Raw genomic sequence first — 25981 nt, 5'->3', positions numbered from 1 at the left:
GGCAGTGTCATTAAACCCACAACCACTGCAATCATAACCAGCCCTTGTTTTTGAGAAGATGAAATCATAACACTACCCCTTAATCTTTGATGAACTCGATGAATTTAATATAGCACTGTTTTTGGGGTTTGATCAACATATGCTCGTTAATCTTTTCAAAAACCACACTTAACTTGTCTGGTTTTACGTGATTCTGACTAATGAAACTATGTTTTTTGTGCTGTATTTAAAGTGTTCACATTGTTTTATTTCTATCCTTTTTTGTTTTAAGTGTATGATTTTATAATGTTAAATGGTTTGTGATGTTGGCTTTGTAATTGTTTTTTGTTTCGAATGGTATGTTGGGTGTTTATTTTGTCTGTATTTCTCAAAAATTGAGAAAATTAAAAAATGTGCTATGAGGTTGCATCGTCAAATCGAAAGCATGGAGTGAGATTTTCTTACCTTATGAGAAAATATGGGCTTCAAAAGTGTTTAGTGATTTTATGGTTTATGAAGTCCGCACTTTTATCTGTTATTGAAATTATGGTTTTATTTATCATTGACTTACTTTTCTTGTCTGATGTTTTTTTTACTGAATTAAGGTCGGTTTTCTTAGTTTTTACCCCTAGTCATCAGTAGTTTTTCCTCTCTTAGGGCGCTACTAAGACTATTTTCTATTTTGTGTCTGTTATTTATTCTTGTTGCCTGCATTACATACATCCTGGTGGTTTAATCGTCAGTTTGTGAAGTAGCGGCTTACCTGGAGCACTTATCTGTTTTTCAGTTAAATAGTTTTAGAAAGCGTTGGTTATTGTGTCGTGTGATTTGATGGGTTCGGCTGATGAGCAAAGCTTGGCCCCAATGTTTAGTGGCATCATTCAGGCTCATCGGCTTTATTATTACGTAGGCTGAGGGTTACAAAATGTTTCGAATCGCTAGCGAGATCCAACTTTCGTAGATTGCGTCTTTACATCAAAACTGGTCTACCTAGACTAGCGGCGAGTTTAAGTAAAAGGTGTATACTGCATGTGGAGTTGGCTGGCGATAGGGCTATCAGGTGTGTATTCCGTGTTGGGAGCAAAGCAAGCTAACCCGACACAATCCCTCGTGTTTAAAATCTTTACTCTGCTACTTCTTCTTGTGTTGGTGTTAACTCAAGGTGCATCCGCAACATATACCTACTGGATTGCGGGTGGGCTTATTGTGTCTATGGTGGCAGATACGCTGCACTCGTTTAAAACTCGTAAGCTAATCTATTTTACGGCTTATCTGGTTGCCCAGGTATGCTACAGCAAGTCATTTTGGGTGCAGCTTAATGGTGAGATTGTCTGGTGGCTGTTGGCCCTGCTGCTTGCAGCGAGTATCGTAGCGTTCTTTTTGTTGCTACCTCAACTCGACTCTCTGGTATTCCCTGTTGTGATCATGGGGATGATGCTGGTTCAACTTGCTTGGGCAGCCGGTGAAGTTTGGTTACAAGTGCCGAGTTACGCCAATGCTATCGGTTTTAGCGGAACCTTAGTTCTGATCTATTCGGCGCTGGCATACGCGATACACGGTTATCGAAAACCGATGAAACACGCCTATTTGTGGGTGAGTGGCAGTTACTTTTTTGCTCATGCCCTCATTGTTGCCTCAATCATTTACTAATTTAAGTCAAAGCAGCTCTTGAGGATTTCAGTAAACTGAACGCATTGTTCTTAATAACTGGAGTCAATAATGAGTGAAATCCATGCTCACGAGCTGCTAAACCTACTTAGAGAAACACCAATGGATCGCGAAGCCCTCACACAGCACTTTGGTGCTAGCGTTCGCTTTCACACCTGTAAACTGAATGATCTAGACTTAGATGCATTACTAGCATTTTTGCTCAAGCGCGACAAAATTCGTGAGCTTGAAGGTAAGTTTGTGGTCAATATGGCGCGAGTTTGCAATCACTAAACGGCGGCTAAGATCGAGGGTGACTATGGTGTTTTCGCCCTCAGTCATATACTCATGTTGTCAGTTTGCTATACACTGGCCGCCATTTTTTAGGTGAGGCCAGAATATGGACATTCTTTCTGCAGCGACCATGCTGTTTCTAATCATGGACCCCCTCGGTAACTTGCCGATTGTGTTGTCTATTCTCAAACATATCGATCCCAAGCGTCGTCGTAAGGTATTGATTCGTGAACTACTGTTTGCCTTACTGATCTTGATGCTGTTTCTGTTTGCAGGACAAAGCATCTTAAGTTTTTTGCATGTCCAGCCAGAAACGCTCAGCATTTCAGGTGGCATTATTCTCTTCATTATTGCGATTAAGATGATTTTCCCGAGTGCTGGCAGCATCACTGGACTGGCAGCAGGCGAGGAGCCCTTTATTGTTCCGATGGCCATTCCTATGATCGCGGGCCCTTCAGTGATTGCAGCCTTGCTTTTACTGTCTTCGCAACATCCAGAGAAAATGTTGGAAATGTCAGCATCAGTCGTAATTGCGTGGGGCGCAACATTTTTTATACTGATGTTTTATGGCTTCTTTAATCGCTTGTTGGGTGAACGTGGCTTGAAGGCGGTAGAACGCTTAATGGGCTTGTTACTGGTGATGATCTCCACTCAAATGTTCTTAGATGGTGTAAAAAGTTACATTGGGTGACGAACGAAACGCAGAAAAAAGCCGCTCACAAGAGCGGCTTTTTCGTATCTGAGCGATTACATCATGTGTTTACGACGAATATCGAGTAGGGCAAAAATACCAAAAATCAGGATTGAATATTTTTCCCAATTGCTCATTTTTATTTTGTCGCCAAATGCACCAATGAAGATGGCCATTTGTAAACCGTGCATGATGAACAAAAAAGCGGTCATGATGTATAGCGCAATCGCGGCATTGCCGGGGAAGGGCATAAAAATATTTAGGATTAATACTAACCAAACAAAGGCGATAGCCGCTTTGGCCAGCATAATTAGTGCTTTCATTTAAGTATCCTTTTAAATCGAGGCGTTATGCGGAGGTACGTTCGTACAGACGATAGCTCACTTGGCCTGCTGTTTTTTCTCGATGTAATTGCCAGTTTTCTGGTAAGTCGGCAATATTGAGTTCTTTTTCTGTTTCAATATAAATCATCGCATCTTCCGCGAGCCAGCCATTTTGTTCTAGCAGAGCCACGGTCTCATCCAATAGACCTTTGCGAAACGGTGGGTCAATAAACACCACATGGTGAGCAGAACCCGGTTGCTTCAAAAAACTCAGTGCGTCGGTATTTACCACTTGGATGTTGTTCGCGTTAAGAGAGGCAACATTCTTTTGTAACTGTTGGAAAGCTTGTGGGTTTAGCTCAACCATGGTCACTTGCTCTGCTTGGCGCGAAGCTGACTCAAATCCCAAGCCGCCAGAGCCAGCAAACAAGTCGAGACATTTTGCCTGTGGTACATCTTGAGCTAACCAGTTAAACAGCGTTTCTTTGACGCGATCGGTCGTGGGGCGTAAGCCTTCAGCATCGTGTACAGGAAGTTTTCTGCCTCTCCATAAGCCACTAATAATGCGAACAAAGCCCGTTGTTGGCTTTTTTTGTGATGAGTTTTGCTGGCGACGTCTTACCATAGATTTTTTGACCGCTAATAAAGTGATACTATATCTAATCGCCCAAGCAATGAGCTTGGAGCTTGGATACAGCCCAGAATATTCAAGATGACAGAGTGTAACACTAATAAGATTAGAATTACCTAATCGGAAAGTTTTCAGAACTTTGTCATTAGCCTTTTTTAGACAGATAATAATCTTGTCAAAAAAGAGTCATTAATAGATAAAAGAACAATCTAGGATAGCCCCAGATGACGGAAAAAAAGAAGCGCGGATTACTTTCGTGGCTAGGTTTTGGTGACGAAGAACAAAGCCCAAAACCAAAAACTGAAGAAACAGTAAAAGAAGAAGCAGTGGAAGCGCCTTCTGAAGAGCAGCAAACCGAAGCGGTTGCTGAGCAAGCGGAAGCAACGCCAGAACTTGAAGAAGAAGAGAAACAATCAGAGGCTGCCCCAGCAGAAGCAGAAGCAGAAGCAGAAGCAGAAGCAGAAGCAGAAGCAGAGGAGCCAGAAGTCGTATCGGCCGCGCCTCGTGTTCAAGAACAAGAAAAGCCAACAGAAAGCTTTTTTGCTCGTCTTAAACGCAGCCTAAGCCGAACAAAAGCAAATATTGGTGCTGGCTTCTTCGGTCTGTTCAGCGGTAAGAAAATCGATGAAGACTTATTTGAAGAGCTAGAAGAGCAACTGCTTATTGCTGATGTGGGCATGAATACCACAACAAAAATTATCAACAACCTGACAGAAAAAGCCACACGTGGCGATCTGAAAGACGGCGAAGCCCTTTATGGTTTGTTGAAAGAAGAAATGGCTGAGATTCTTTCTAAAGTCGAACAGCCACTAGAAATCGATAGCAACAAAACGCCTTACGTCATCTTGATGGTGGGTGTAAATGGCGTGGGTAAAACCACGACCATCGGTAAGCTTGCCAAGCAGTTCCAAACTCAAGGCAAAAAAGTGATGCTTGCAGCGGGAGATACTTTCCGTGCCGCAGCGGTTGAGCAGCTACAAGTGTGGGGTGAACGTAATAATGTTCCTGTGATTGCTCAACATACTGGCGCAGACAGTGCCTCTGTTATCTATGATGCGATTGAAGCGGCAAAAGCACGTGGTGTGGATGTGGTGATTGCTGATACAGCAGGTCGTCTACAGAACAAAGCGAACCTAATGGAAGAGCTGCGTAAGATTGTACGTGTGATGAAGAAAATTGATGACTCTGCACCACATGAGATCATGCTAACGCTTGACGCAGGTACAGGACAAAATGCCATTAGCCAAGCGAAACTTTTCAGTGATGTTGCCCCTCTAACCGGGATTACTTTGACTAAGCTGGATGGTACAGCCAAGGGCGGCGTAATTTTCGCTATCGCTGATCAGTTCGGTATTCCAATTCGTTACATTGGTGTGGGTGAAGGTATCGAAGACTTGCGTCCATTTGAAACTCAAGAGTTTATTGACGCACTGTTTAGTCGTGAAGAATAAAAAGAGTTAGAGGAAATCAACGGTGATCAAATTTCAGCAAGTAAGCAAAGCTTACCGAGGTGGTCGACAAGCACTGCAAAAAGTCGATTTTCACCTGAGGCGCGGTGAAATGGCGTTTTTAGGCGGACATTCCGGGGCTGGTAAAAGTACCTTGCTGAAATTGATCTGCGCGATAGAGCGACCAACCGATGGCAAAATCCATTTTAATGGCCACGACATCACGCGTATTCCAGGCAAAGACATCCCTTTTTTGCGCCGCAATATTGGGATTGTTTTTCAAGATCATCGCCTATTGATGGATCGCAGTGTGTACGACAATGTCGCTCTGCCAATGCGTATCGAATCGATTTCTGAAAACGAAATCAAACGCCGTGTTTCTGCGGCGTTAGATAAAACGGGCTTACTCGATAAAGCTCGTTGTCTACCTAGTCAACTTTCTGGTGGTGAGCAACAGCGCGTCGGTATTGCCCGTGCTGTGGTTAATCGACCAACGTTGCTGGTGGCTGATGAGCCTACGGGTAACCTTGACCCAGAATTATCCAACCGTGTGTTGCGTCTATTCGAAGAATTTAACCGTGCGGGCGTGACAATCTTACTTGCCACGCACGATGTGGGGTTAGTAAACACTCGCCCACAGTATCGTCATTTTGAATTGAACCAAGGCTTCCTAAGTGAGGTAGAAGACTATGGCAGGTAACAAGCACTCCCAAAAGAAGGGGAAAGGCCGCAGTGCCAAGCGTGCGAATACCGATGGTTTTTTCTCTGTCCACGCAAAACAAGCTAAATCCTCTTTTAGCGCCTTATGGCAACGACCACTAGGCAACATTCTGACCCTAGCGGTCATCTCCATGGCACTTGCCATGCCAGCTTGTTTGTATCTATTGGGGAAAAACGTTGCAGGGGCAGCGGAAGATGTCGCTTCTCCTTCACAAGTTAGTGCTTACTTAGTTGAAGGCATGCCGGATGCGCGAGTGATGGTTCTCAAAGATCAAATTGAAACTTGGCCTTTGGTAAAAGAGGTAGAATATATTTCACCGCAACAAGGTCTATCTGATTTAAGCCAATATGCAGGGTTCGACCAAGCTATCAGTCTTTTAAGTGGCTATGCGCTTCCTGGTGTGTTGGTGATTACGCCAGATTCGGAGCTAAAAAGTGATATTCAGTCATTAGCCAAAGACGTTCGAGAGCAACAAGATGTGACCGACGTGAGACTTGACGAAGACTGGCTGGCGCGTCTTGATGCAATCAAAACTCTCGCGAGTATTATTGTCATTACCCTGACAGTGCTGATGCTCGGTGCGGTATTTTTAATCGTTGGCAATACATTGCGATTTAATGTGCTGGCGAATAAAGAAGAGATTCAAACCATGAAACTGATCGGTGCGACGGACAGTTTCATTCTGCGCCCTTACTTGTACACAGGTATGTGGTTTGGCGTGTTAGGTGCCACTATTGCGTGGTTGGTAACGGCTTTAGTGACCATTGTCATGAATAGTGCGGTGGAAGACCTTGCTGCGTTGTACGATAGCCAGTTCCGCCTGATTGGTCTAAGTTGGGATGAATCTTTGTTACTAATCATCATTGGGAGTCTTTTGGGATGTATTGCGGCGCGCTTTTCTGCGCAACGACATTTAAAAGAAATTGAACCAGTTTAAGTGATGGCGGTCTTATTACTTGGATTTTATTAGCACTAGCTAATTTTGAACCCTTGCTTAGACCAAATGTTTATGGATAATTGCTTCCCCTTCTTGAAACTTGTTCATTTTGAGTTCAAGATATCGAAGCTAAATTGCAATGTAATGCTCCAGATCAGAGATTGATGAGGAATTGAATGACAAAAGAAGCGTATCCGATGGCTCTAGTCACGCAAGATAGCCTTGATAGCTATATTCGCTCAGTAAACAGCTACCCAATGCTGACTGCAGACGAAGAGCGTGAGCTGGCAGAACGATTACACTATAAAGGTGAGATTGAGGCTGCAAAAGGTCTAATTCTTTCGCACCTACGATTCGTTGTTCACGTTGCTCGTGGTTACTCTGGCTACGGTTTGCCAATGGCGGATCTTGTGCAAGAGGGTAACATCGGTCTAATGAAAGCCGTTAAGCGTTTTAACCCAGAAGTAGGGGTTCGCTTGGTTTCTTTCGCTGTCCACTGGATCAAAGCAGAGATCCACGAATACGTGCTACGTAACTGGCGTATCGTGAAAATTGCGACCACTAAAGCGCAACGTAAATTGTTCTTCAACCTGCGTAAGTCGAAAAAGCGCTTGGGTTGGTTTAACAACGGTGAAGTGGAAACCGTTGCGCGCGAGTTAGGTGTTGAGCCTTCTGAAGTTCGCGAGATGGAATCACGCTTAGCGGCGGTGGATTCAACCTTTGATATGCCAACTGATGAAGACGACAGTTCAAACGCTTACACAGCGCCGATGCTATACCTAGAAGACAAATCGTCTGATGTGGCCGACAACATTGAAGCCGCCAACTGGGAAATGCATACCAACAATCGCTTGGGTCATGCATTAGCGAGTTTGGATGAGCGTAGTCAGCGCATCGTGCGTTCTCGTTGGTTAGATGATGAGAAAGCAACATTGCAAGACTTAGCTGATGAGTTCGGTGTTTCCGCCGAGCGTATTCGCCAGCTAGAAAAAAATGCAATGAAGAAACTAAAATTGGCCGTGGGTGAATTTTAATTTCCACTGCTAATTGAAAGTAAGATTTTCATAGAAAGCCGAGATCATGTGATCTCGGCTTTTTTATTGTCGATCGAAAATCGATAGCGTTTGCGATCCGGATTTTATGTGCTGCCTGTGTATAACTCTGTGAAGTAATTATTTATCAACTGTTCGAAACCCGGACAAAATAAGGGATTCAAGCACTTTTCCATCTGGGGATAGTTATAGATATACACACAGTTAGATCAGGATCATCACTACATATTGTGGATCAAAAGATCCAAATACACTTTATCAACGCAATTCACAGCTTTATCCACAAATGGTTGGAATGTGTACACTTTTGGAAAACCTGATTATCCATGTGTCTAAGTTTGCCGTTGGATAGGTTACAATAGCGGCAGTATACCCAAGCAGCTTCAAATATGGATTTTATGCTGTACCACGGGTGCTGATTAGTACGTTAGGTTCGAGGTTGCTTGGGTATATTAATAAGACAATGAGAAAGTAAATGGATCAGTTTAAGCATATCGATGTACAAGGTGCGCAAGCGCTGCTCGAGCAGGGTGATGCGAAGCTTGTAGATATCCGTGACCCTCAATCGTTTGCCGTTGCGCATGCGGAGTCCGCGTATCATTTAACTAACGATACGATCGTTGCGTTTATGGATGAAGTGGAGTTCGAACAACCTATTCTGGTGATGTGTTACCACGGCATTAGTAGCCAAGGTGCGGCGCAATATTTAGTTAACCAAGGCTTTGAACAGGTGTACAGTGTAGATGGTGGCTTTGAAGCCTGGCATCGAGCAGAACTACCGATAGTGAGAAGTTAATGAAGAGATTGGTAACGTTAAATAATCCACGTATGGCGCAAGCCTTTATTGATTATATGGCCTCTCGCCAAATTGACATCGAAATGATGCCTGAAGGGGATGGGCAATTTGCGCTGTGGCTGACTGATAGCCAGCATGAAATAGAAGCGGAAGCCGAACTTAAGCTGTTCCTTGCTAACCCGTCTGATTCAAAATACAGCGCCGCCTCGTGGGACGTTGCCGATACTCGTAAGAGCACATTTCATTATTCCAGCCCGAGTATCATGAGCATGGTCAAAGCGAAAGCTGGCCCCATGACTTTGCTGATCATGACAGTCTGTATCATCATCTACTTGTTACAAATGTTTGGCTTTGGCAATGGCGTGTTTAAGTTGTTGCACTTCCCGGCTTTTGAGGGGCAACAATGGCAAGTGTGGCGATGGCTAAGTCATGCGTTACTGCACTTTTCAGTAACTCACATCGTGTTTAACTTACTATGGTGGTGGCAGTTGGGGGGCGACATCGAACGTCGTCTCGGTTCCGGTAAGCTATTGCAACTCTTTGTGGTGTCGGCAGCGCTTTCAGGGGCAGGCCAGTTCTATGTTGAAGGGGCTAACTTCGGCGGCTTGTCTGGTGTGGTCTATGCACTGCTTGGTTATTTGTGGATATTGGGTTACCGCTTGCCACATTTAGGCCTTACGCTACCCAAGCCAATCATCGTCTTTATGTTGGTATGGTTAGTTCTTGGTTTTGTGCAGCCATTTATGGCGATTGCAAACACCGCTCACTTAGTTGGGCTACTGTCGGGGATGGCGATTGCGCTGTTTGATTCAGGCAAGATGAAATACCAACAGCAAGCCTAAAGCAGATGAAATGAAAAGACCGCTCAAGAGCGGTCTTTTTTATGTTCAAAACGGATTTGGGTTTATTGATAAAGGTATTTTGTAAACAACAAATCGGCAATGATGGTTTTACCTGTTTCAGGCAAAAGCGTTTCGTTGAGGGTCGTCACTAAGGTTTTGCGCAGATCTTCTCGGCCAGACAGGGACTTAATCGTATCTTCTGTTTGCTTACCCAATAATTCAATCACTGCATCGCGAATCAAAGGTTGGTGATGCTCAACAACTGATAAATCTTGTTGACTCATTACCATGATGTCGATGCGCACTTGCACATAACCTAACTTTTTGCCTTTGGTGTAAAAGTTAGTAGTGAGGTCAGGCTCTAGGGTAAAGTATGCCAACTTAGGTCCAGCTTCTTCCGTTTCAGCCCAACTTGGTGCGGCGAATAGTATGGTTAACGCAAAAATAATTTGGGCTATATAACGTTTGTACATATTTCTAACTTTTCTTTCTCTGGATCGCGATATTCGAATCGCTTCAGTCTTGATACAATGGGCCGTCTATAACAAATAACGGAACTTACGGTTACATACATTACTATGGACGGTAAGTTGTTGCTTTATTGTACGCATAAAGCCTCCAATTGAATACTAGTATGAATCAGCCAACATCACTCTATCTTGCTTCTTTATTGGAAGTAGAGTGGCAAAACCCCGAAGAATTCGAATTTCCAAATGAATTTGCCAAGCACTGGCTTGAAGAGCAAGGGTCTTTGTCACGTCGTTTAAAACAGCACTGCCAAGCGTTAACGGTAGAATTGCTACAAAATCAGATCGTCACTGCAGCGACATTAAAACAGGACGAAAGCCAGTTATTGTCCGAACAAGATTGCTTACTGAGAGAGGTAATTTTGTGCGGTGACAATAATAACTGGGTTATTGGGCGGACATTGATTCCTCGCTCAACCTTAGTTGATCAGCAGTATGATTTGGCTCAACAAGGGGATATCCCATTAGGATTAACAGTGTTCAGCGCAGATAACGTTGAGCGAGACTCTTTACAAATGGGATGGGTAGCCGTACCAGAAGGACGTTTGTTAGCGCGACGCTCAAGGTTGTGGATGAATCACAAACCGATGCTAGTCGCCGAGTTATTCTTATCTAATTCACCAGTTTACGCTAAGGAGACAGTGTAAATGTCCGCAGAAAAAGCCAAAGCATATTGGCAACTGATGCGCATGGATCGCCCGATTGGTTCACTGTTACTGATGTGGCCAACGATTTGGGCGCTAATTATCTCAGCCCAAGGGATGCCGAGTTGGGATGTATTCATCGTGTTTGTATTGGGGGTATTCCTAATGCGTAGTGCGGGGTGCGTGATTAATGATTTTGCAGATCGCAAAGTCGACGGCCATGTAAAGCGTACTAAGCAACGTCCACTGCCATCAGGGAAAGTGACAGCAAAAGAAGCGATTGGATTATTTTTGGTTTTGGGTATCAGCTCGTTTTTGTTAGTGCTGATCATGAACCCGCTGACGATTCAGCTATCCTTCGCTGGCATTGTGTTGGCGTTCATCTATCCATTTATGAAGCGTTACACTCATATTCCACAGCTATTTTTAGGCTTGGCTTTTAGCTGGGCGATTCCAATGGCGTGGGCTGCACAAACTGGGGAATTACCATTGATTGTTTGGTTTTTGTTCCTCATTAACGCTTTGTGGACCATTGCGTACGACACTCAATATGCGATGGTAGACCGAGATGATGATCTAAAGATTGGCATTAAATCGACGGCAATTCTGTTTGGTCGTCATGACAAGCTTATTATTGGTGTGTTGCAACTGATTACACTCGCGATGTTGGTTTGGTTAGGACAGTTCTACCAATTGGGACAAAGTTACTACTGGACCCTTTTGATTGCAGCGTCGTTGTTTGTTTATCAGCAGCACTTAATTCGTCACCGTGAGCGTGAGTTGTGCTTTAAGGCTTTCCTTAACAACAATTATGTTGGCATGGTGATAGCGATAGGGTTACTGGTCGCATTTTGGTAAGCGAAGAAATAGAAAAAGGCATCCGATTGGATGCCTTTTTCTTATTGAAAGAAGATAAAACGGTTACGACCGAAGTTGGTGAATACTCTCTTCGATCGTCAGTTTCACTTCTGGATAAAGCAGAGTGAACAGTAGTCGTGCAAATTGCTGCGTTTTCTTCGTGTCACAGTTACCATCGTTATCGAGGTATTTTTGCTGTTTGAGCGTATTGAACATCGCGGTAAACACACCTTTATCGAAGAATTCTGGCGCATTAATACCGTGCAAACGCCCTAGGCGCTGAGCAATATCTTGGCTCTTCTGCTCTAGGTCCGATTTACCGAGTTCAGGGTAAGCAACAAGCAAGTTCATCGCGATAGAGTAGCGTTGCAGCGTTTCAGTTATCGTGCGACCTAACAGAACCAAAGGCTGGTTGTTCGACTGATTGATCTCTAGCTTATCACCATCCAGACTAATCATTTTCTGATCGGCAAATTCATGCAGTGTTTTAACGACCAATTCATCTAACTCGTCTTCTTGGTAACTTAAGAACAGCTCTTTCTTCAAGAATGGGTAGACTTGCGCGACATTCGCTTGAATCTTGGCTACCGAAAGGTTGCGCTGACGAATGAGCATTTGGGCAATTAATGACGGCAGAGCGAACAAGTGAATGATGTTGTTGCGATAGTAAGTCATCAGGATCGATTGGCTACGGTCCAGCGAAATGATGTCACCCATGCTATCGGTTTCAATCACGAACTTATCAAGCGAAATTGCATGATCGACCAACTCCTCAGCACTTTCGGTAGGGATAGTGGAGGTGCTTGAGTACGGATTATTTTTGAGTAGCTTTAAGTAACACTCGATCTGGTTGATCAGCGAGTCACGAGAAAGTGCACGTTGACGAGAAGCAAGCAGTGCGGTTGCACACAAGGTCAACGCGTTTGCCGCCGCCGCATCATTGATGTGCGTCATCATCTTATTAGCGAGGTCGTTCACCACAGGATTCATCCATTGTGGTTTGTTACCACCCATGCTGTCGATGTCTTTCGTCCACTCAGGAGCATGCTCGTTCAAGTATTGGTTGAGCTGAATTGGCTCACCGAAGTTCACATAGCCCAAACCAAAGTTACGCAGTTTACGCAGAGTACGCAGTACAAGCCCTGCGTTTTCTTTCTCTTTGCGTTTGCCACGCAGCTCTTTCGCGTAAGTGCCCACTTCCATTACGTGCTCGTAGCCGATGTAGACCGGCACTAGCGTTACTGGGCGGTTTAAACCACGTAGCATTGCTTGGATGGTCATAGCCAGCATACCCGTTTTCGCTTGCAGTAAGCGACCTGTACGTGAACGACCACCCTCACTGAAGTACTCGACTGAATAGCCTTTGGCAAACAGCTCAGCTAGATACTCACGGAAAATGGTTGAGTACAGTTTGTTGCCTTTAAAACTACGACGAATAAAGAACGCCCCACCACGACGGAAAAGCGGACCGGCCGGGAAGAAGTTCAAGTTAATGCCTGCCGCAATGTGCGGAGGCACCATGCCTTCATGGTATAAAACATAAGACAACAGCAGGTAGTCCATGTGACTACGGTGACACGGAACGTACACAATTTCGTGGCCGTCTTGCGCTAAACGACGCACAGTCGAGGCGTTATTGATGTGCAAACCTTGGTATAGTCTTGTCCATAACCAACTCAGGATGCGGTCGCCGTTTTTCACCAGACTATAGGAGAAGTCGGCAGCGATTTCATCCATGATGTCGTGGGCTTCTTTACGTGCCTTATCAATCGAGATGTTTTTGCTCTTGGCTTCGTCAGCAATCGCCAGTTCAATAGCTGGAGATTTTAGTAAACGAGCAAACAACACTTGGCGTTGTGGCAGGTTTGGGCCTGAAGCAGCCAGTTTCTGGCGTGAGAAGTGGATACGCGCCACGCGAGCCAGTTTGTGCGCAATTGCGCTGTCGGTACCGTGAGAGTCTGCCATATAACGCAGAGATACCACGGGACTAAAGCGAACTAAGCAGTCGCGTCCCGCCGCCATTACTGCTTTGGCTTTTTGCGGACCATTCATCGGTTGAAGGTAAGGCTTTTGGTTCTCTTCTTTACCTGGCTTACGACCCCAAAGCACGGTTGCAGGGATCATTTGAACATCCAACTCACTATCCAGCTTGTGCAGTTCCAGTAAGTCAGTGAACAGAGAAACAGAATCGGTTGGGACATCATTATCGTTGTTCATCACAGTTGGACGCGCAGCGATAAAGACGAAACGGTTCAGCGTTTTGCCATTGATTTCCAGCGGGCTGAGCGGGTCGGGTAGACCAAGGCTCATGGCTTGTTTTTGCAGTGTCAGCAAATCCACGTTCGAGCGGAACGGCAGGGCATATACAATCGGTTTAGTTAGGTCGATGTTCAGATCTTCAATCGGGTTCGACGGGATTGCGGTGCCCTTTACCAGTACCGATAAAGGTAGTTTTAGTAATGAACGTGAAAATGATTGTCCAGAAGACATAAAGTTCACAGCCTCAATAGGTATTCAAACAGGCCTAACCTTATTTCAGTTTCCGCTTTGCATGTCTTCTCTATAAAAAGAGATGAGTACGGCAATAGAAATAAGCCTAGGCGATAAAATTTAAGCGCTGCAAGGATACCAGAAACTGGTCAAACCTTTTAATTTTATTGGCTGTAAATTAGTCGAACCCCTAAGTTATTGCTTTGACTTGATTAACTGAAAAGTCGGTGTTTTAAACGAATAAAGAATGAACTTAATCGGTAAGCTGAAAGCTCCCCACAAATAAATTAAAAAACAACCAATTGGGTTTTCATTTGAGCATTTACTGGATATACTCACAGTTAACTGTATAAAAAGACAGGTGAGACATGAAGCCGTTAACGCCACGCCAACAACAAGTCTTCGATTTGATCAAAAGTAAAATCGATGACACCGGAATGCCACCAACTCGTGCAGAGATTGCGCGTGAGCTTGGCTTCCGCTCTGCGAATGCCGCAGAGGAACACCTAAAAGCGCTTGCTCGTAAGCAAGCAATTGAAATTATTCCAGGCGCTTCTCGTGGGATTCGTATCCTGCTTGAAGACGCAGCCAATGATGAGCAGGGTTTGCCTTTGATTGGTCAAGTCGCAGCGGGTGAGCCAATTCTGGCTCAAGAGCACGTAGAGGCGCACTACCAAGTCGATCCTGCGATGTTCAAACCGCAAGCGGATTTCTTACTTCGTGTAAATGGCGAGAGTATGAAAGACATCGGGATTATGGATGGCGATTTGCTCGCGGTGCATAAAACCCAAGACGTGAGAGACGGTCAAGTTGTCGTTGCGCGTGTTGATGATGATGTGACTGTGAAGCGTTTGGAGCGCAAAGGTTCAACCATATTACTGCATGCTGAGAATGAAGAGTTTGCCCCAATCCAAGTGGACTTAACGTCTCAGCACCTTACGATTGAAGGCTTAGCCGTTGGTATTATTCGTAATACCGATTGGATGTAAATGTATTTAAGCAGCCCAGTTGATCTGGGCTGTTTTGTCTTTTCTCTTTTTCTACTTCCTCCAAAAGCTTGCTCATCATCTTGACCTTGTTTGTTTTGACCAATTTATAAGCTTGATAATGTAATTGATATTCATTATCATCTTTATTAATGTCTATGTTTTCTCTCTGGCGCAGGAAATGCCCATGTCTCAGTCTAAACATCAAGTTCCTAACCATTTATTAAAGCCACTGTTATTGCGTAGCCGTGAAAGCATGGTCGACAATGGCTTGGTGTACGATCCGATAGCTGCTAAAGCGTGTTTGAGCTGTAAGATGGCGCCGGATTGTTTGAGTGGTGATATTGCGCAGAAGCAATTGCTGCACGTGACGCTGACTCAGCTTTGTGACCAGCAGGTTAGTCACTTCTTACAGCAGTATCCCGATGCTTGGATAATCAATGTTGGAGCGGGGTTGGATACCCGCTTTTATCGTTTGGATAATGGACGCTGCCATTGGATAGAGCTGGATGTGACGGAAAATTTGGTATGGCGTCAGCGTTTGTTCCACAAAAATGAACGTTATGAACATCGCTGTGGCAGTGTGGATGAAATGTCGTGGCTAGAGACGTTAGCCATTCCAGAGCAAGCACCGGTACTCATTTTATGTGAAATGGCACTGCTCGATTGCACAGAGCGTCAAGTCGCGAAATTTATTCAAACCTTAGGTCGACATTTTGTTTCTGCTGAACTGTGTATGGTGCTGGCAGGAGATTTAACGGAAACCAAGTGGGGACAAAAGCTTGGCTCTGATCGTTATGCTCATGGCTTTGAAGCGCCTGCAGCACAGATATTGCAATGGTTACCATGGGCACAGTGGGTGAAAGCTTTCTCGCCATTCGATAGATTCTGTTCTCGTTGGAAAGCTTGGCAGCGTTGGCTTAATAAGATTCCAATGTTGAAGCATCGCCTCACGCCAGTACTCGTTCATATCAAGTGGTAATTGGCTAGTCGTTAAGCGCTCAGGTACACTCGTCGATCTTACTGATGAGGTGCCTGTGACAAATTCAATCTTCTCTCCTTTATCTAACCCAAAAGTTCATCGCCAAGTCTTAGCTTTAGCTATACCTATGGTGCTGTCGAATATTACTGTTCCATTGCTCGGTTTGGTCGATGCTGCGGTGATTGGTCATCTAGACCACGCTTGGTATTTGGGCGGTGTTGCGTTGGGCAGTACCATGATCAGCGTGACATTTTGGCTGCTTGGTTTTTTGCGTATGTCGACTACTGGGTTGGCGGCGCAGTCCTATGGCGGTGAAGACCGAAAGCAACTTGCCTTAGTGTTCATGCAAGGCTCACTTATGGCGCTGCTGTTTGCGTTAGTCTTCCTTATTGCCCATAACCCGATTGCTGATTTGATCTTTGGCTGGAGTGACGCCAGTGCTGAAGTGAAGCACTACGGCATGCAATATTTCTCTATCCGAGTGTGGAGTGCCCCCGCTGCGCTAATGAACTTTGTGTTGTTGGGATGGTTGCTCGGAACGCAAAATTCCAAAGCACCAATGTGGATGGTGATCATCACTAACGTGACGAATATTGTCCTCGATTTGTTGTTTGTGATTGGTTTGGGGTGGAAAGTAGAAGGCGCTGCACTGGCATCGGTGATTGCTGACTACTCAGGCATGGGTTTTGGTCTCATGTGTGTCTGGAAAACCTGGCGAGAGAGGCAATTACCATCACCTCAAAAGTTGCTAACCAGCACTCAACACGGTTTAGGGCGATTCGTGAAATTGAATCGTGATATTTTCTTACGCTCTTTGTGTCTGCAAGCGGCTTTTAGCTTTATGACGTTCCAAGGTGCGAGCTTTGGTGATGAGGTTGTCGCTGCAAATGCGGTTCTGATGAGCTTCCTGATGATTATCTCGTATGGCATGGATGGCTTTGCTTATGCAATGGAGGCCATGGTCGGGAAGGCGATTGGTGCCAAAGATAGGCAACAATTGAGTGCATCGCTTGTCGGCACTTTCTTTTGGAGTTTGGTTATTTGCTTAGGACTGACCGCGCTCTTTGGTTTGGCGGGATCGCAGTTGATCGCCATGATCACTTCAATTGAGGTGGTACAACAGCAAGCAGCGGTGTATCTACCTTGGCTGGTGGTGATGCCACTTGCGTCGATGTGGTGCTTTCTATTGGATGGCATTTTTGTCGGTGCAACCAAAGGCAAAGACATGCGCAATAGTATGTTTGTCGCGACCAGCAGTTTCTTCGTTGTCTTTTACTTATTCGCCGAGTGGGAAAATCACGCGCTGTGGTTTGCAATGACGAGCTTTATGTTGATGCGGGGTATTGGTTTAGGGGTTATCTTTCTCTATCAATGGCACAAGGATACCTTCCTCGCACAATGTTGATATAAAAACAGCAGGTCCAAGCCTGCTGTTTTTCTGTCTGCTATCAAGAAGCATAGATTAGAACAAGCGGTTCAAACCATTCAACGCAGCGACACGATACGCTTCGGCCATTGTTGGATAGTTGAAGGTGGTATTGACGAAATACTCGATGGTATTCGCTGAGCCTTTTTGCTCCATAATGGCTTGACCGATGTGGATAATTTCCGCGGCACGTTCGCCAAAACAGTGAATCCCTAAAATTTCTTTGGTTTCACGATGGAACAATATCTTCAAGCTACCGATGTCTTTTCCTGCGATCTGTGCACGAGCTAGATGCTTGAACGAAGAGCGTCCTACTTCATACGGTACTTTCGCAGCTGTTAGCTCTTGCTCGGTTTTACCCACAGAGCTAATCTCTGGGATGGTGTAGATACCTGTTGGAATGTCATCAATCAGATAGTTTTCTGCCTGACCTCTCGTAATGGCTTGTGCGACAAATCGCCCTTGGTCATAAGCGGCGCTTGCAAGGCTAGGGTAACCGATGACATCGCCTACAGCGTAAATGTGCTCAATATCGGTTTGGTAGTTACGGTTTACTTTTAGTTGTCCGCGAGAGTCCGCTTCCAGACCCACTGCACCCAAATTCAACTTATCGGTGTTACCTGTTCGACCATTCGCATACAACAAGCAGTCTGCCTTCATCTTCTTGCCAGATTGTAGGTGAATAATCACGCCATCTTCTGTGCCTTCGATTTTTTCATAGGTCTCATCATTACGAATTACTACACCGCTGTTCCAGAAGTGGTAAGACAGCGCATCTGACACTTCATTATCCAAAAACTCCAACAAGCGGTCTCGGGTATTGATAAGGTCGGTTTTCACTCCAAGGCCGCGGAAGATAGAAGCGTATTCACAACCGATAACGCCCGCACCGTAAATGATGATATGGCGAGGGTCGTGTTTCAGGCTCAAAATGGAATCACTGTCGTAGATGCGCTCATGCAAGAAATCTACGTCGTTAGGCTGATACGGACGAGAACCCGTCGCGATGACAAACTTATCTGCAGAATAGATTTCTTCTGTACCGTCGCTTTGCATCACTGCAATTGAGTAGTTATCGATAAATCGCGCGGTTCCGAACAAAAGTGTGCATGAGTTACGGTCATAAAAGCCCTGACGAAGTCGAGTTTGCTTATCAATGACCGATTTAGCATGACCTAAAATGTCAGAAAATGTTGCATGAACGCTGGTGTTGTTTCGACAAAATAGCGGGTTGCTATTAAATTCGATGATGCGGCTAACGGCATGACGCAGTGCTTTAGATGGAATAGTTCCCCAGTGAGTACAACCGCCGCCGACACTGCTTTCTTTCTCGACAATGGCAACATTCAGTCCCGCTTTGGTTAATCCCATTGCAGCCCCTTCTCCGCCAGGGCCACTACCGATTACGATCACGTCATAGTGATTAACATGCGCCATGATGCCTTCCTTGTTATATTTGCTTAACATTGCTTTAGCGCGATTTTAACTCATTTACTCTATTGGTACACGTCATGCCTGTTAGAGAGTGGAAGTGATCACGCAGAATCGACCAAAAGGGTGATTTGGTATGTTGTATGTCTATAAATTGCATCGAGAACATTGCAATTAGATGCATGCCAATAGTAACGTTCTCGGCGCTCAGAGCGAGCGAAGCAACATATCTTTCTCCGTAGGAGCAAATTGCGTTATATTGAGGCTCTTGTACCCTACAGAAAAAGAGCAAGTTAAGAATGAAATCGATGGGAATCCGCGCACAGCAAAAAGAGAAGACACGTCGATCATTGATCGATGCGGCATTTAGTCAATTAAGTGCGGATCGCAGCTTTTCCAGCCTTAGCTTGCGAGAAGTCGCCCGAGAGGCAGGGATTGCACCGACTTCTTTTTACCGCCACTTCAAAGATATGGATGAGCTAGGCTTAACCATGGTTGATGAAGGCGGTTTGCTACTACGTCAACTGATGCGTCAGGCGCGTCAACGTATTGTGAAAGAAGGTAGCGTAATTCGTACCTCGGTCGAAACCTTTATGGAATTCATTGAAAGTAGTCCGAACGTTTTTCGTTTGTTGTTGCGTGAGCGCTCCGGCACTTCTGCTGAATTTCGTACCGCTGTTGCTCGAGAAATCCAGCATTTTGCGGCAGAATTAACCGAGTATTTAATGAGCACCGGCGTGACCAGAGAAGAGGCGTATACTCAAGCAGAAGCGTCTGTGACTTTGGTTTTCAGTTCGGGAGCTGAAGCTTTAGATTTAGATCGACGTGAGCGCGATGAACTCGCCGAGCGATTGATCATGCAATTGCGAATGATAGCCAAAGGGGCCTATTGGTATCGCAAAGAACGTGAACGTAACCGATTAAAAGGCGGGATAGAATAATGTCGAATGGAAATAAATCTGAAAAGAAAACGCTGATTTTGGCACTGGTTGCAGGTATGTGTGGTGATGCTTTGTTGTCATGGTTGACCATGAGTGAAGTGTCTTTTTCAATCTTCCCATTGATTGCACTCGTACTGGCTGTACAAGCTCTTTACCAAGAGTACCTAAATAATCCGGTATCAGAAGATATCCCATTAGTTGGCTTGGCGTGTTTCTTCGTAGGTGCGTTTGGCCACTCTGCGTTTATTAAGGCGCAATACCCAGAAGCAGGCTCAAACTTCTTTGCGATCATGGTTTCAATGATCTTACTCGCATGGATTGGTAAGAAGTTAGGTTTTGTCAGCAAGAAGACTTCTGCGGAATAAGCAAAACGAATCAAATACAAAAAAGCGAGCCATTGAGCTCGCTTTTTTTGTATTTGACGCAGTGGGTTACGCTTTGCGTTCCAATAGCACGCCCGCTTCCATATGGTGGGTATAAGGGAATTGGTCAAACAGAGCAAAACGCGTCACGTTGTGTGTTTCGCATAGAATGTCCAAGTTCTCTTTTAGAGTCTCAGGGTTACAAGAGATGTACATGATGCGCTCGTAACCTTGCACCATCTTACAAGTATCGACATCCATCCCAGCACGTGGTGGATCGACAAAAATCGTGTTGCAGTTGTAGCTCTCCAGATCTACACCTGCATCTTGTAGACGACGGAATTCACGCTTACCTTCGATCGCTTGAGTAAATTCCTCTGCTGATAGACGTAAGATTTGTACGTTATCAATCTTATTGGCGGCGATGTTGTACTGTGCAGATACCACAGATGGCTTCGCTAGCTCAGTTGCCAGTACGCGGTCGAAATTCTGTGCCAACGCCAGCGAGAAGTTACCGTTACCACAGTAAAGCTCTAGTAGGTCGCCAGTGCTTTCTTGGGTACAGTCGACCGCCCATTCCAGCATCTTCTCTGCGACTTTGCCGTTCGGCTGAGTGAAGCTGTTCTCTACTTGTTGGTAGATGTAGCTTTGACCATTTACATCGAGCTTCTCGATAACGTAGTCTCGGTCTAGGACAATCTTCATCTTACGAGCGCGACCAATGATGTTTAGGTTAAAGCCTTCATCATTTAAACGCTGTTTAAGGGCTTTCGCGTTTTCAATCCACTCTTCATCAAGTTGGCGATGGTAAAGGAGTGAGACCAGAATCTCACCACTTAGCGTCGATAGGAAATCCACTTGGAACAGTTTACGACGTAGTGAGTCGTTGTCTTTCATCGCTTCAACCAATAGCGGCATCAGGTCGTTGATCAGACGGCTTGCTGCAGGGAATTGGTCAACACGGTACTTCTCACGAGTTTCTTGGTTGAACATGATGTAGTAAAGATCTTCGCCTTCATGCCAAACACGGAACTCAGCACGCATACGGTAGTGCTGCTCTGGTGATTCAAACACTTCCAGTTCTGGCACGTTGTATGGCGCGAACATATCAGTGAGACGTTCGACTTTTTCAGCCAGTTGTTCTTGGTAGCGTTGTGGGTTTACATCAAGAGTAGCCATGATCTTACCTTTTATGGTGCATTCAATTTAAGAGCGCAGATTTTATTCAATCTCAATAGGATGTCCAGTTTTGTACTGGAATTGATTTAAAGATAGTGCGTACAGGCAGAGTAGAAAGCAAAATCAATCAAGACGTTACAACTTCTAAGGGCAATATTGGCTGGACAAATAATCAATAGCTGAATAATATTTGCCTCAAGTTGGTGCTATCTAGCAATCTAGATGGCTGAAATGGGAATCTGGTGTGAATCCAGAACTGACGCGCAGCGGTAAAAGAGAACGAACGCTCATCAGACACTGCATTAGTTTATGTGGGAAGTCGAGCAAGTAGGCGGTAAACCCGTGCTCTTGAGTCCGAATACCTGCCAACAACTGAGCCACAGCACTGGACTGTCATGATGACAGGGCTCGGAAGGAATTACGCGATTTAGGACAATACAATGAGAAAATCCGCACTGGCGATAACTTTGGCATCGCTGCTTTCACCTGTCTCTTATCTACAGGCCCAAGAAACCTCCACTGACGAAACCATCGTTGTTACTGCAAACCGTTTTGAGCAAGCCGAAAGCCGTACGTTGGCAGATGTCGAAGTAGTTACTCGACAAGACATCGATCGCATTCAAGCGAAAACCCTACCAGATGTATTGCGTCGCCTTACCGGAATTCAAGTTTCACAAAATGGTGGTCGTGGTCAGTTAGCGTCTTTATTTGTTCGTGGAACCAGTTCCGACCAAGTTTTAGTACTGGTTGATGGCGTACGTTTTGCACGAGCAGCGAAGGGCGCTGTGGACTTTAACCAAATCCCACTTACTTACGTTCAACGTATTGAGTACGTGCGTGGTGCGCGTGCGTCACTTTATGGCTCAGAAGCGATTGGTGGCGTGATCAATATCATCACCATTGCGCGTGCTGACGAAGAAGGAACGAAGTTAAGTGCGGGTTTAGGTAGTTTAGATTATCAAGAATTGAGTGTGGCATCTGGTATTAAAGTCACAGAGAGCGGCCAGCTAAATATCGCGCTTGGTAGTGAAAGTGATGATGGTTATAACGTTCGTCCTGTACCGGGAGTTAATGACGGTGATCGCCATGGCTTTGATACAAAGAATGGTCTGCTAGGTTACGTGCATAACTTCAATGACCAGTGGTCTGCATTTGGTAACCTGCGTGCTTACGAAAATGTTTATCAATATGACAGCAGCTACGGCAGTCGCGGTTACTACGAAGCAGAAAAAGACGATCTTTCTGTCACTCTGGGCGGTAAGTATCAGTCTGATAATGTGATGTCAGAACTACAAGTAACAGCACAGAAACAGAAGTCTTGGAACTATGAGCAAGCAAAAGGCAAACACTCAGGTACTGAAGATGAACTTGAGCAGCAAAATGTCCAGTGGACCAACAGTTACTTGCTAAACAACAATACGACGTTTGCTGGTGGTATTGACTGGCGTAATGAGTCTTATAAAGACAAGAGTGCGAATAAAACGTTTGATCGTACCAATGGCGCTCTGTTTGGTATGGCAACCACCAGTATTGATAAAGCAATGCTTGAGGGCAGTGCTCGCCTTGATGATAACGAAGAATACGGTAGTGATTTCACTTACAGCTTAGCGGCTGGTTACCAGTTTGTGCCAGAGTTTGGGGTTAAAGCTTCTTTTGGTACTGCGTTTAAGGCTCCAAACCTATATCAACAGTATGACCCAACATACGGTGAGAAAGATCTTAAGCCGGAAGAGTCAGATGCTTGGGAGCTAGCATTCAGCGGTGATGTCCAAGGCGTTTTTTGGTCCGTAACGGGTTATGACTATAAAATCACGAATCTTATCGATTACCATCCAACCACATACAAATATTTGAATGTCGATGGTGAAACACATATCCAAGGTGTGGAGCTTGTTGCTGAGTTTGATACAGGGATTGTGCAGCACCAGTTGAGTGCAGATTACAAAGATGCTGAAGACGATAAAGGGCATCAGTTGCAGCGTCGCGCTAAAGAAATGTATAAGTGGAATGCTTTAGTGAGCTTCGATAAAGTGGATTGGTCGGTTAGCTATCAGTACGTCGGTAAGCGTCCAGATGTGGATTACAGCACTTGGCCTTCACAAGATATTACGCTTTCTTCTTACTCGTTGGTTGATACGGCAGTGACTTACTATCCGAATGAGTCGACCTCTATTAGTGCTCGTATCGATAATCTACTTGATGAAGAGTATGAGATGGCAAAAGGTTACCCTGCTGCAGAGCGAGCGTACTATATCAACGTTGGCTACGAATTCTAATCGTGAATGAGCACAAACCGCCTTCGGGCGGTTTTTAATATTTTGTGGTGGAAAATCGAATGAAGAAACCCAAGCGAGTGGTGATCAGTTGGTCCAGCGGTAAAGATTCGACATTAACGCTTGAGCGCCTTAACGAGAATCCAAATTATCAAGTTGTCGGTTTGTACACGACTTACGTAGGAAAAGAAGTCCCTTTTCAAGCAACTCCGCTTGAGGTTGTACAAATGCAAGCAGACTTGCTTGCGCTTCCGCTCATTACTATCGAACTGCCTGAAGTCTTTCCGAGTAACGAAATTTATCAATCAACCATCGTTAATGCATTACAAAGTAGTGGTCTGAACATAGAAGCTGTCGCATTTGGTGATATGTTTTGCAATGGCATTGCCGATTACCGACGCAGCTATATTGAACCTGTTGGCTGGGAATGCGTCTTTCCTCTATTAGGGGAGAGCAGCGAAAAACTAGCGATGGAAATCATAGAGCGTGGTATTCAAACGATGTTAATCACCATCGACGGAAGAGTTCTCCCTCCAGAGTGGTGTGGTAGCTGGTATGACAAAGCCCTAATAGAGTCATTACCAAGTCAAATTGATCCCTGTGGGGAAAATGGTGAATTTCACACATTGGTTACGTCTTCGCCATCTTTTCAAGGACATATCGAGTTGACGAAGCGAGATGTAGAATCTGGAGATAGATTCAGCCATCAAAGATACCATGCTAAAGCATTGCCAAAACAAATCTACGCAGTATGATCGCAACGTTTCTGTTCTTTAGGTAAGACTCGTGCGAGTAGCAAGTAAGAAAAAAGTCCTAGTTTTTGACTCTGGTGTTGGTGGTCTTTCTGTATTCCAAGAGATACATCGCCTATTGCCCCAGTTAGACTACTTATACTTATTCGATAATCAGGCTTACCCTTATGGTGAACTCGATCAGGCTGTACTCATTTCACGAGTTAACCAACTGGTCTCTTCATTAGTCGAAGAACACCAAGTCGACGTTGTTGTCATTGCTTGCAACACGGCGAGCACCATAGTGCTTCCTTCCTTACGCGAAAATTTATCGATTCCCGTTGTTGGTGTTGTCCCTGCGATTAAACCCGCATCGCTTTTAGCATCAAAAGGGGTAGGGCTGATCGCCACTCCGGCGACAGTAACACGCCAATATACTCACGAGTTAATACGGGACTTTGCGCAAGGCAAACCAGTTGAGCTGGTGGGATCAACTCGCTTGGTAGATATGGCCGAAGAGAAGTTGCGAGGCAACAGCGTTTCTCTCGACGAACTGACAAATATCCTGCTTCCCCTTCGCGATAAAGTCGATGTTGCGGTGCTCGGTTGTACTCACTTCCCTTTAATCAAAGAGGAGATTCATCAAGCTTTGGGTGGGGACGTTACTTTAATTGATTCAGGCGCAGCGATTGCACGTCGAGTAAAAGCATTGCTATTAAGTGATGAAATTGAGGATACAGAAGAGGGAAGTAAGTCGATTTATGCCAGTGCAACTCCTTGGCAGGAAGATGCACTGAACATTTGTTTAAAGAAGCTAGGTTTTAATCCTGTTCAGGTTTACCACCATCCGGATGTTTAGGATCGTTCGCAATTCTCACTTTTAGCGTTCTCTCCATATATTCCTTTTCATTAAGTTTAGCGATAGCTGGCTTGGCATCTGCCGCAGCCATCACTACAAAACCAAACCCTCTTCTTTTTCCAGTACGCTTATCTTTCATTAAGCGTACCGCATAGACCTGTCCATATTCAGCAAACAAATCGCGAACATGACTCTCATTGGCCTTATAAGGAAGGTTGCCGACATACAGCGTTTTAGTTGAAGGATCAGGCTCCGAAGATTGAAGAACAGGTGTTTTGCTAGAAAATGAAAAAAGAAAAGCAGTAGCGATAACACCAATGAGGAAGCTCAAGGCTGGTGGGATGATGAATTGAGAGAAAATGATTCCCCCAACGATGGCCAGCCCAACACATAAAATCAGATTTTTTTTAGACGTCATTTTAATTACTACACATAGTGATAAAGAGATCGATTGTCCATTAACAGAATAGACACATGAATCTTACGTATATGGTTGGTGTTTTTCCAACCAATTGCTGTGATATGTCTCAAATGTGACGAAGAAATATGCAAATATCGCACTTTTGGATAATTTGTGACCGGTTGGTTTTTTATTTGCAAAAAACGCTTGTACTAATTTCTCAACTCCCTATACTGCGCATCCACCGACACGGAGTGAGACGAAAGTCACACAGCGAGTCGGAATTGAGAGAAAAGAAATTTGAAAAAAATGCTTGACTCTCTTACGGTGTGAAGTAAGATACGCACCCCTAACGACGAGCAACTAAGTTGCTGAAAATGTTAGAAAAGCTCTTTAAAAATAAGAACCTATCAATCTGTGTGGGCACTCGTTGATGATAATCCAATTCGATACTTCGGTATCAAATTAGGTTTCAATGAAACGAAGTGACCATTGAATCTTCGGATTCAGCACAGTCAATTCAAACATTAC

26 protein-coding genes and 1 riboswitch are annotated in these 25981 nt (G+C 44.8%); of the genes, 19 read left to right on the top strand and 7 right to left on the bottom strand.

What is annotated here, in order from left to right:
• The first annotated feature begins 1008 nt into the window (after positions 1–1008).
• The 3 genes from R7H07_RS21940 (at position 1009) to R7H07_RS21930 (ending at position 2611) form a co-directional block, all read left to right on the top strand.
• Positions 1009–1629: a lysoplasmalogenase gene (locus tag R7H07_RS21940; protein WP_005389670.1), complete on the top strand. Its 621-nt coding sequence runs from the start codon at positions 1009–1011 to the stop codon at positions 1627–1629.
• A gap of 69 nt (positions 1630–1698) precedes the next feature.
• A complete protein-coding gene (locus R7H07_RS21935; protein WP_005378711.1) occupies positions 1699–1920 on the top strand; it encodes a YecH family metal-binding protein in 222 nt (73 codons plus the stop codon).
• A 106-nt stretch (positions 1921–2026) separates the two neighbouring features.
• The gene (locus tag R7H07_RS21930; RefSeq protein WP_005389671.1) at positions 2027–2611 is read left to right on the top strand and encodes a YhgN family NAAT transporter; all 585 of its coding nucleotides are present in this window, start codon (positions 2027–2029) and stop codon (positions 2609–2611) included.
• Between the two features lie 56 nt (positions 2612–2667).
• Here the strand turns inward: R7H07_RS21930 and R7H07_RS21925 are convergent, their stop codons facing one another.
• Together R7H07_RS21925 and rsmD are read right to left on the bottom strand one after the other, a co-directional pair.
• Complete coding sequence (locus R7H07_RS21925; RefSeq protein ID WP_206960060.1) at positions 2668–2934, bottom strand: DUF1145 domain-containing protein; 267 nt, start codon at positions 2932–2934, stop codon at positions 2668–2670.
• A gap of 25 nt (positions 2935–2959) precedes the next feature.
• Positions 2960–3559: a 16S rRNA (guanine(966)-N(2))-methyltransferase RsmD gene (rsmD, locus tag R7H07_RS21920; RefSeq protein ID WP_005378702.1), complete on the bottom strand. Its 600-nt coding sequence runs from the start codon at positions 3557–3559 to the stop codon at positions 2960–2962.
• A 230-nt stretch (positions 3560–3789) separates the two neighbouring features.
• Between rsmD and ftsY the strand changes: the two genes are divergently transcribed.
• From ftsY to glpG, 6 genes are all read left to right on the top strand, one after another.
• The gene (gene ftsY, locus R7H07_RS21915; protein WP_005389672.1) at positions 3790–5016 is read left to right on the top strand and encodes a signal recognition particle-docking protein FtsY; all 1227 of its coding nucleotides are present in this window, start codon (positions 3790–3792) and stop codon (positions 5014–5016) included.
• A 22-nt stretch (positions 5017–5038) separates the two neighbouring features.
• On the top strand, positions 5039–5713 hold the full coding sequence (gene ftsE, locus R7H07_RS21910) for a cell division ATP-binding protein FtsE (protein ID WP_005378697.1): 675 nt from the start codon (positions 5039–5041) through the stop codon (positions 5711–5713).
• Entirely contained in the window at positions 5703–6671 is a 969-nt protein-coding gene (gene ftsX / locus R7H07_RS21905; protein WP_005378695.1) for a permease-like cell division protein FtsX, read from the top strand. Before ftsE ends, ftsX begins: the two co-directional genes overlap by 11 nt.
• 176 nt (positions 6672–6847) lie before the next feature.
• A complete protein-coding gene (gene rpoH, locus R7H07_RS21900; protein ID WP_005378693.1) occupies positions 6848–7705 on the top strand; it encodes an RNA polymerase sigma factor RpoH in 858 nt (285 codons plus the stop codon).
• Positions 7706–8198: 493 nt separating this feature from the next.
• On the top strand, positions 8199–8519 hold the full coding sequence (glpE, locus tag R7H07_RS21895; protein WP_005378691.1) for a thiosulfate sulfurtransferase GlpE: 321 nt from the start codon (positions 8199–8201) through the stop codon (positions 8517–8519).
• On the top strand, positions 8519–9361 hold the full coding sequence (gene glpG, locus R7H07_RS21890; RefSeq protein WP_017636076.1) for a rhomboid family intramembrane serine protease GlpG: 843 nt from the start codon (positions 8519–8521) through the stop codon (positions 9359–9361). Before glpE ends, glpG begins: the two co-directional genes overlap by 1 nt.
• Before the next feature lie 62 nt (positions 9362–9423).
• On the opposite strand, the gene R7H07_RS21885 is transcribed toward glpG, so the two are convergent.
• Positions 9424–9834 (bottom strand): flagellar basal body-associated protein FliL, encoded by a 411-nt coding sequence (locus tag R7H07_RS21885; RefSeq protein WP_005378687.1) that lies wholly within the window; start codon positions 9832–9834, stop codon positions 9424–9426.
• 161 nt (positions 9835–9995) lie between these two features.
• Between R7H07_RS21885 and R7H07_RS21880 the strand changes: the two genes are divergently transcribed.
• Together R7H07_RS21880 and ubiA are read left to right on the top strand one after the other, a co-directional pair.
• The gene (locus tag R7H07_RS21880; RefSeq protein WP_005378686.1) at positions 9996–10535 is read left to right on the top strand and encodes a chorismate lyase; all 540 of its coding nucleotides are present in this window, start codon (positions 9996–9998) and stop codon (positions 10533–10535) included.
• Positions 10536–11390 (top strand): 4-hydroxybenzoate octaprenyltransferase, encoded by an 855-nt coding sequence (ubiA, locus tag R7H07_RS21875; protein ID WP_206960058.1) that lies wholly within the window; start codon positions 10536–10538, stop codon positions 11388–11390.
• A gap of 63 nt (positions 11391–11453) precedes the next feature.
• Here the strand turns inward: ubiA and plsB are convergent, their stop codons facing one another.
• The gene (plsB, locus tag R7H07_RS21870) at positions 11454–13880 is read right to left on the bottom strand and encodes a glycerol-3-phosphate 1-O-acyltransferase PlsB (protein ID WP_206960056.1); all 2427 of its coding nucleotides are present in this window, start codon (positions 13878–13880) and stop codon (positions 11454–11456) included.
• Between the two features lie 368 nt (positions 13881–14248).
• Between plsB and lexA the strand changes: the two genes are divergently transcribed.
• The 3 genes from lexA (at position 14249) to dinF (ending at position 17253) form a co-directional block, all read left to right on the top strand.
• On the top strand, positions 14249–14869 hold the full coding sequence (gene lexA, locus R7H07_RS21865; RefSeq protein WP_005378682.1) for a transcriptional repressor LexA: 621 nt from the start codon (positions 14249–14251) through the stop codon (positions 14867–14869).
• A 184-nt stretch (positions 14870–15053) separates the two neighbouring features.
• Complete coding sequence (locus R7H07_RS21860) at positions 15054–15848, top strand: class I SAM-dependent methyltransferase (RefSeq protein WP_005378679.1); 795 nt, start codon at positions 15054–15056, stop codon at positions 15846–15848.
• A gap of 55 nt (positions 15849–15903) precedes the next feature.
• Positions 15904–17253, top strand: a complete 1350-nt coding sequence (gene dinF / locus R7H07_RS21855) for an MATE family efflux transporter DinF (protein ID WP_054579651.1) — start codon at positions 15904–15906, stop codon at positions 17251–17253.
• Between the two features lie 57 nt (positions 17254–17310).
• Here dinF and sthA read toward each other — a convergent pair whose 3' ends face one another.
• Complete coding sequence (gene sthA / locus R7H07_RS21850) at positions 17311–18741, bottom strand: Si-specific NAD(P)(+) transhydrogenase (RefSeq protein ID WP_206960053.1); 1431 nt, start codon at positions 18739–18741, stop codon at positions 17311–17313.
• A gap of 263 nt (positions 18742–19004) precedes the next feature.
• Between sthA and fabR the strand changes: the two genes are divergently transcribed.
• Positions 19005–19646 carry an HTH-type transcriptional repressor FabR gene (fabR, locus tag R7H07_RS21845; RefSeq protein ID WP_005378632.1) on the top strand — a complete coding sequence of 214 codons (642 nt, stop codon included), beginning with the start codon at positions 19005–19007 and terminating at the stop codon, positions 19644–19646.
• A complete protein-coding gene (locus R7H07_RS21840; protein WP_005378634.1) occupies positions 19646–20011 on the top strand; it encodes a YijD family membrane protein in 366 nt (121 codons plus the stop codon). Before fabR ends, R7H07_RS21840 begins: the two co-directional genes overlap by 1 nt.
• 66 nt (positions 20012–20077) lie before the next feature.
• Here the strand turns inward: R7H07_RS21840 and trmA are convergent, their stop codons facing one another.
• Positions 20078–21187, bottom strand: a complete 1110-nt coding sequence (gene trmA / locus R7H07_RS21835; protein WP_054702161.1) for a tRNA (uridine(54)-C5)-methyltransferase TrmA — start codon at positions 21185–21187, stop codon at positions 20078–20080.
• Positions 21188–21371: 184 nt separating this feature from the next.
• Positions 21372–21572, top strand: a riboswitch (cobalamin riboswitch).
• A 55-nt stretch (positions 21573–21627) separates the two neighbouring features.
• On the opposite strand from trmA, the gene btuB reads away from it, so the two are divergent.
• Genes btuB through murI form a run of 3 tightly spaced genes read left to right on the top strand, consistent with a single transcriptional unit; the run spans position 21628 to position 25050 of the window.
• Positions 21628–23463 carry a TonB-dependent vitamin B12 receptor gene (gene btuB, locus R7H07_RS21830; protein ID WP_065274948.1) on the top strand — a complete coding sequence of 612 codons (1836 nt, stop codon included), beginning with the start codon at positions 21628–21630 and terminating at the stop codon, positions 23461–23463.
• Positions 23464–23522: 59 nt separating this feature from the next.
• The gene (locus R7H07_RS21825; protein ID WP_065274947.1) at positions 23523–24215 is read left to right on the top strand and encodes an ATPase; all 693 of its coding nucleotides are present in this window, start codon (positions 23523–23525) and stop codon (positions 24213–24215) included.
• 31 nt (positions 24216–24246) lie between these two features.
• Positions 24247–25050, top strand: coding sequence for a glutamate racemase (gene murI / locus R7H07_RS21820; protein WP_053809005.1), 804 nt, complete (start codon positions 24247–24249; stop codon positions 25048–25050).
• Here murI and R7H07_RS21815 read toward each other — a convergent pair.
• A complete protein-coding gene (locus R7H07_RS21815; protein WP_017821270.1) occupies positions 25013–25468 on the bottom strand; it encodes an RNA-binding protein in 456 nt (151 codons plus the stop codon). The genes murI and R7H07_RS21815 overlap by 38 nt on opposite strands.
• Between the last annotated feature and the right edge of the window lie 513 nt (positions 25469–25981).

It is taken from the genome of Vibrio sp. Vb1127 (assembly GCF_033338735.1).
Taxonomy (GTDB): domain Bacteria; phylum Pseudomonadota; class Gammaproteobacteria; order Enterobacterales; family Vibrionaceae; genus Vibrio; species Vibrio alginolyticus.
The sequence above is the reverse complement of the archived record's forward strand: the minus strand, read 5'-3'. Positions and strand labels throughout refer to the sequence as shown.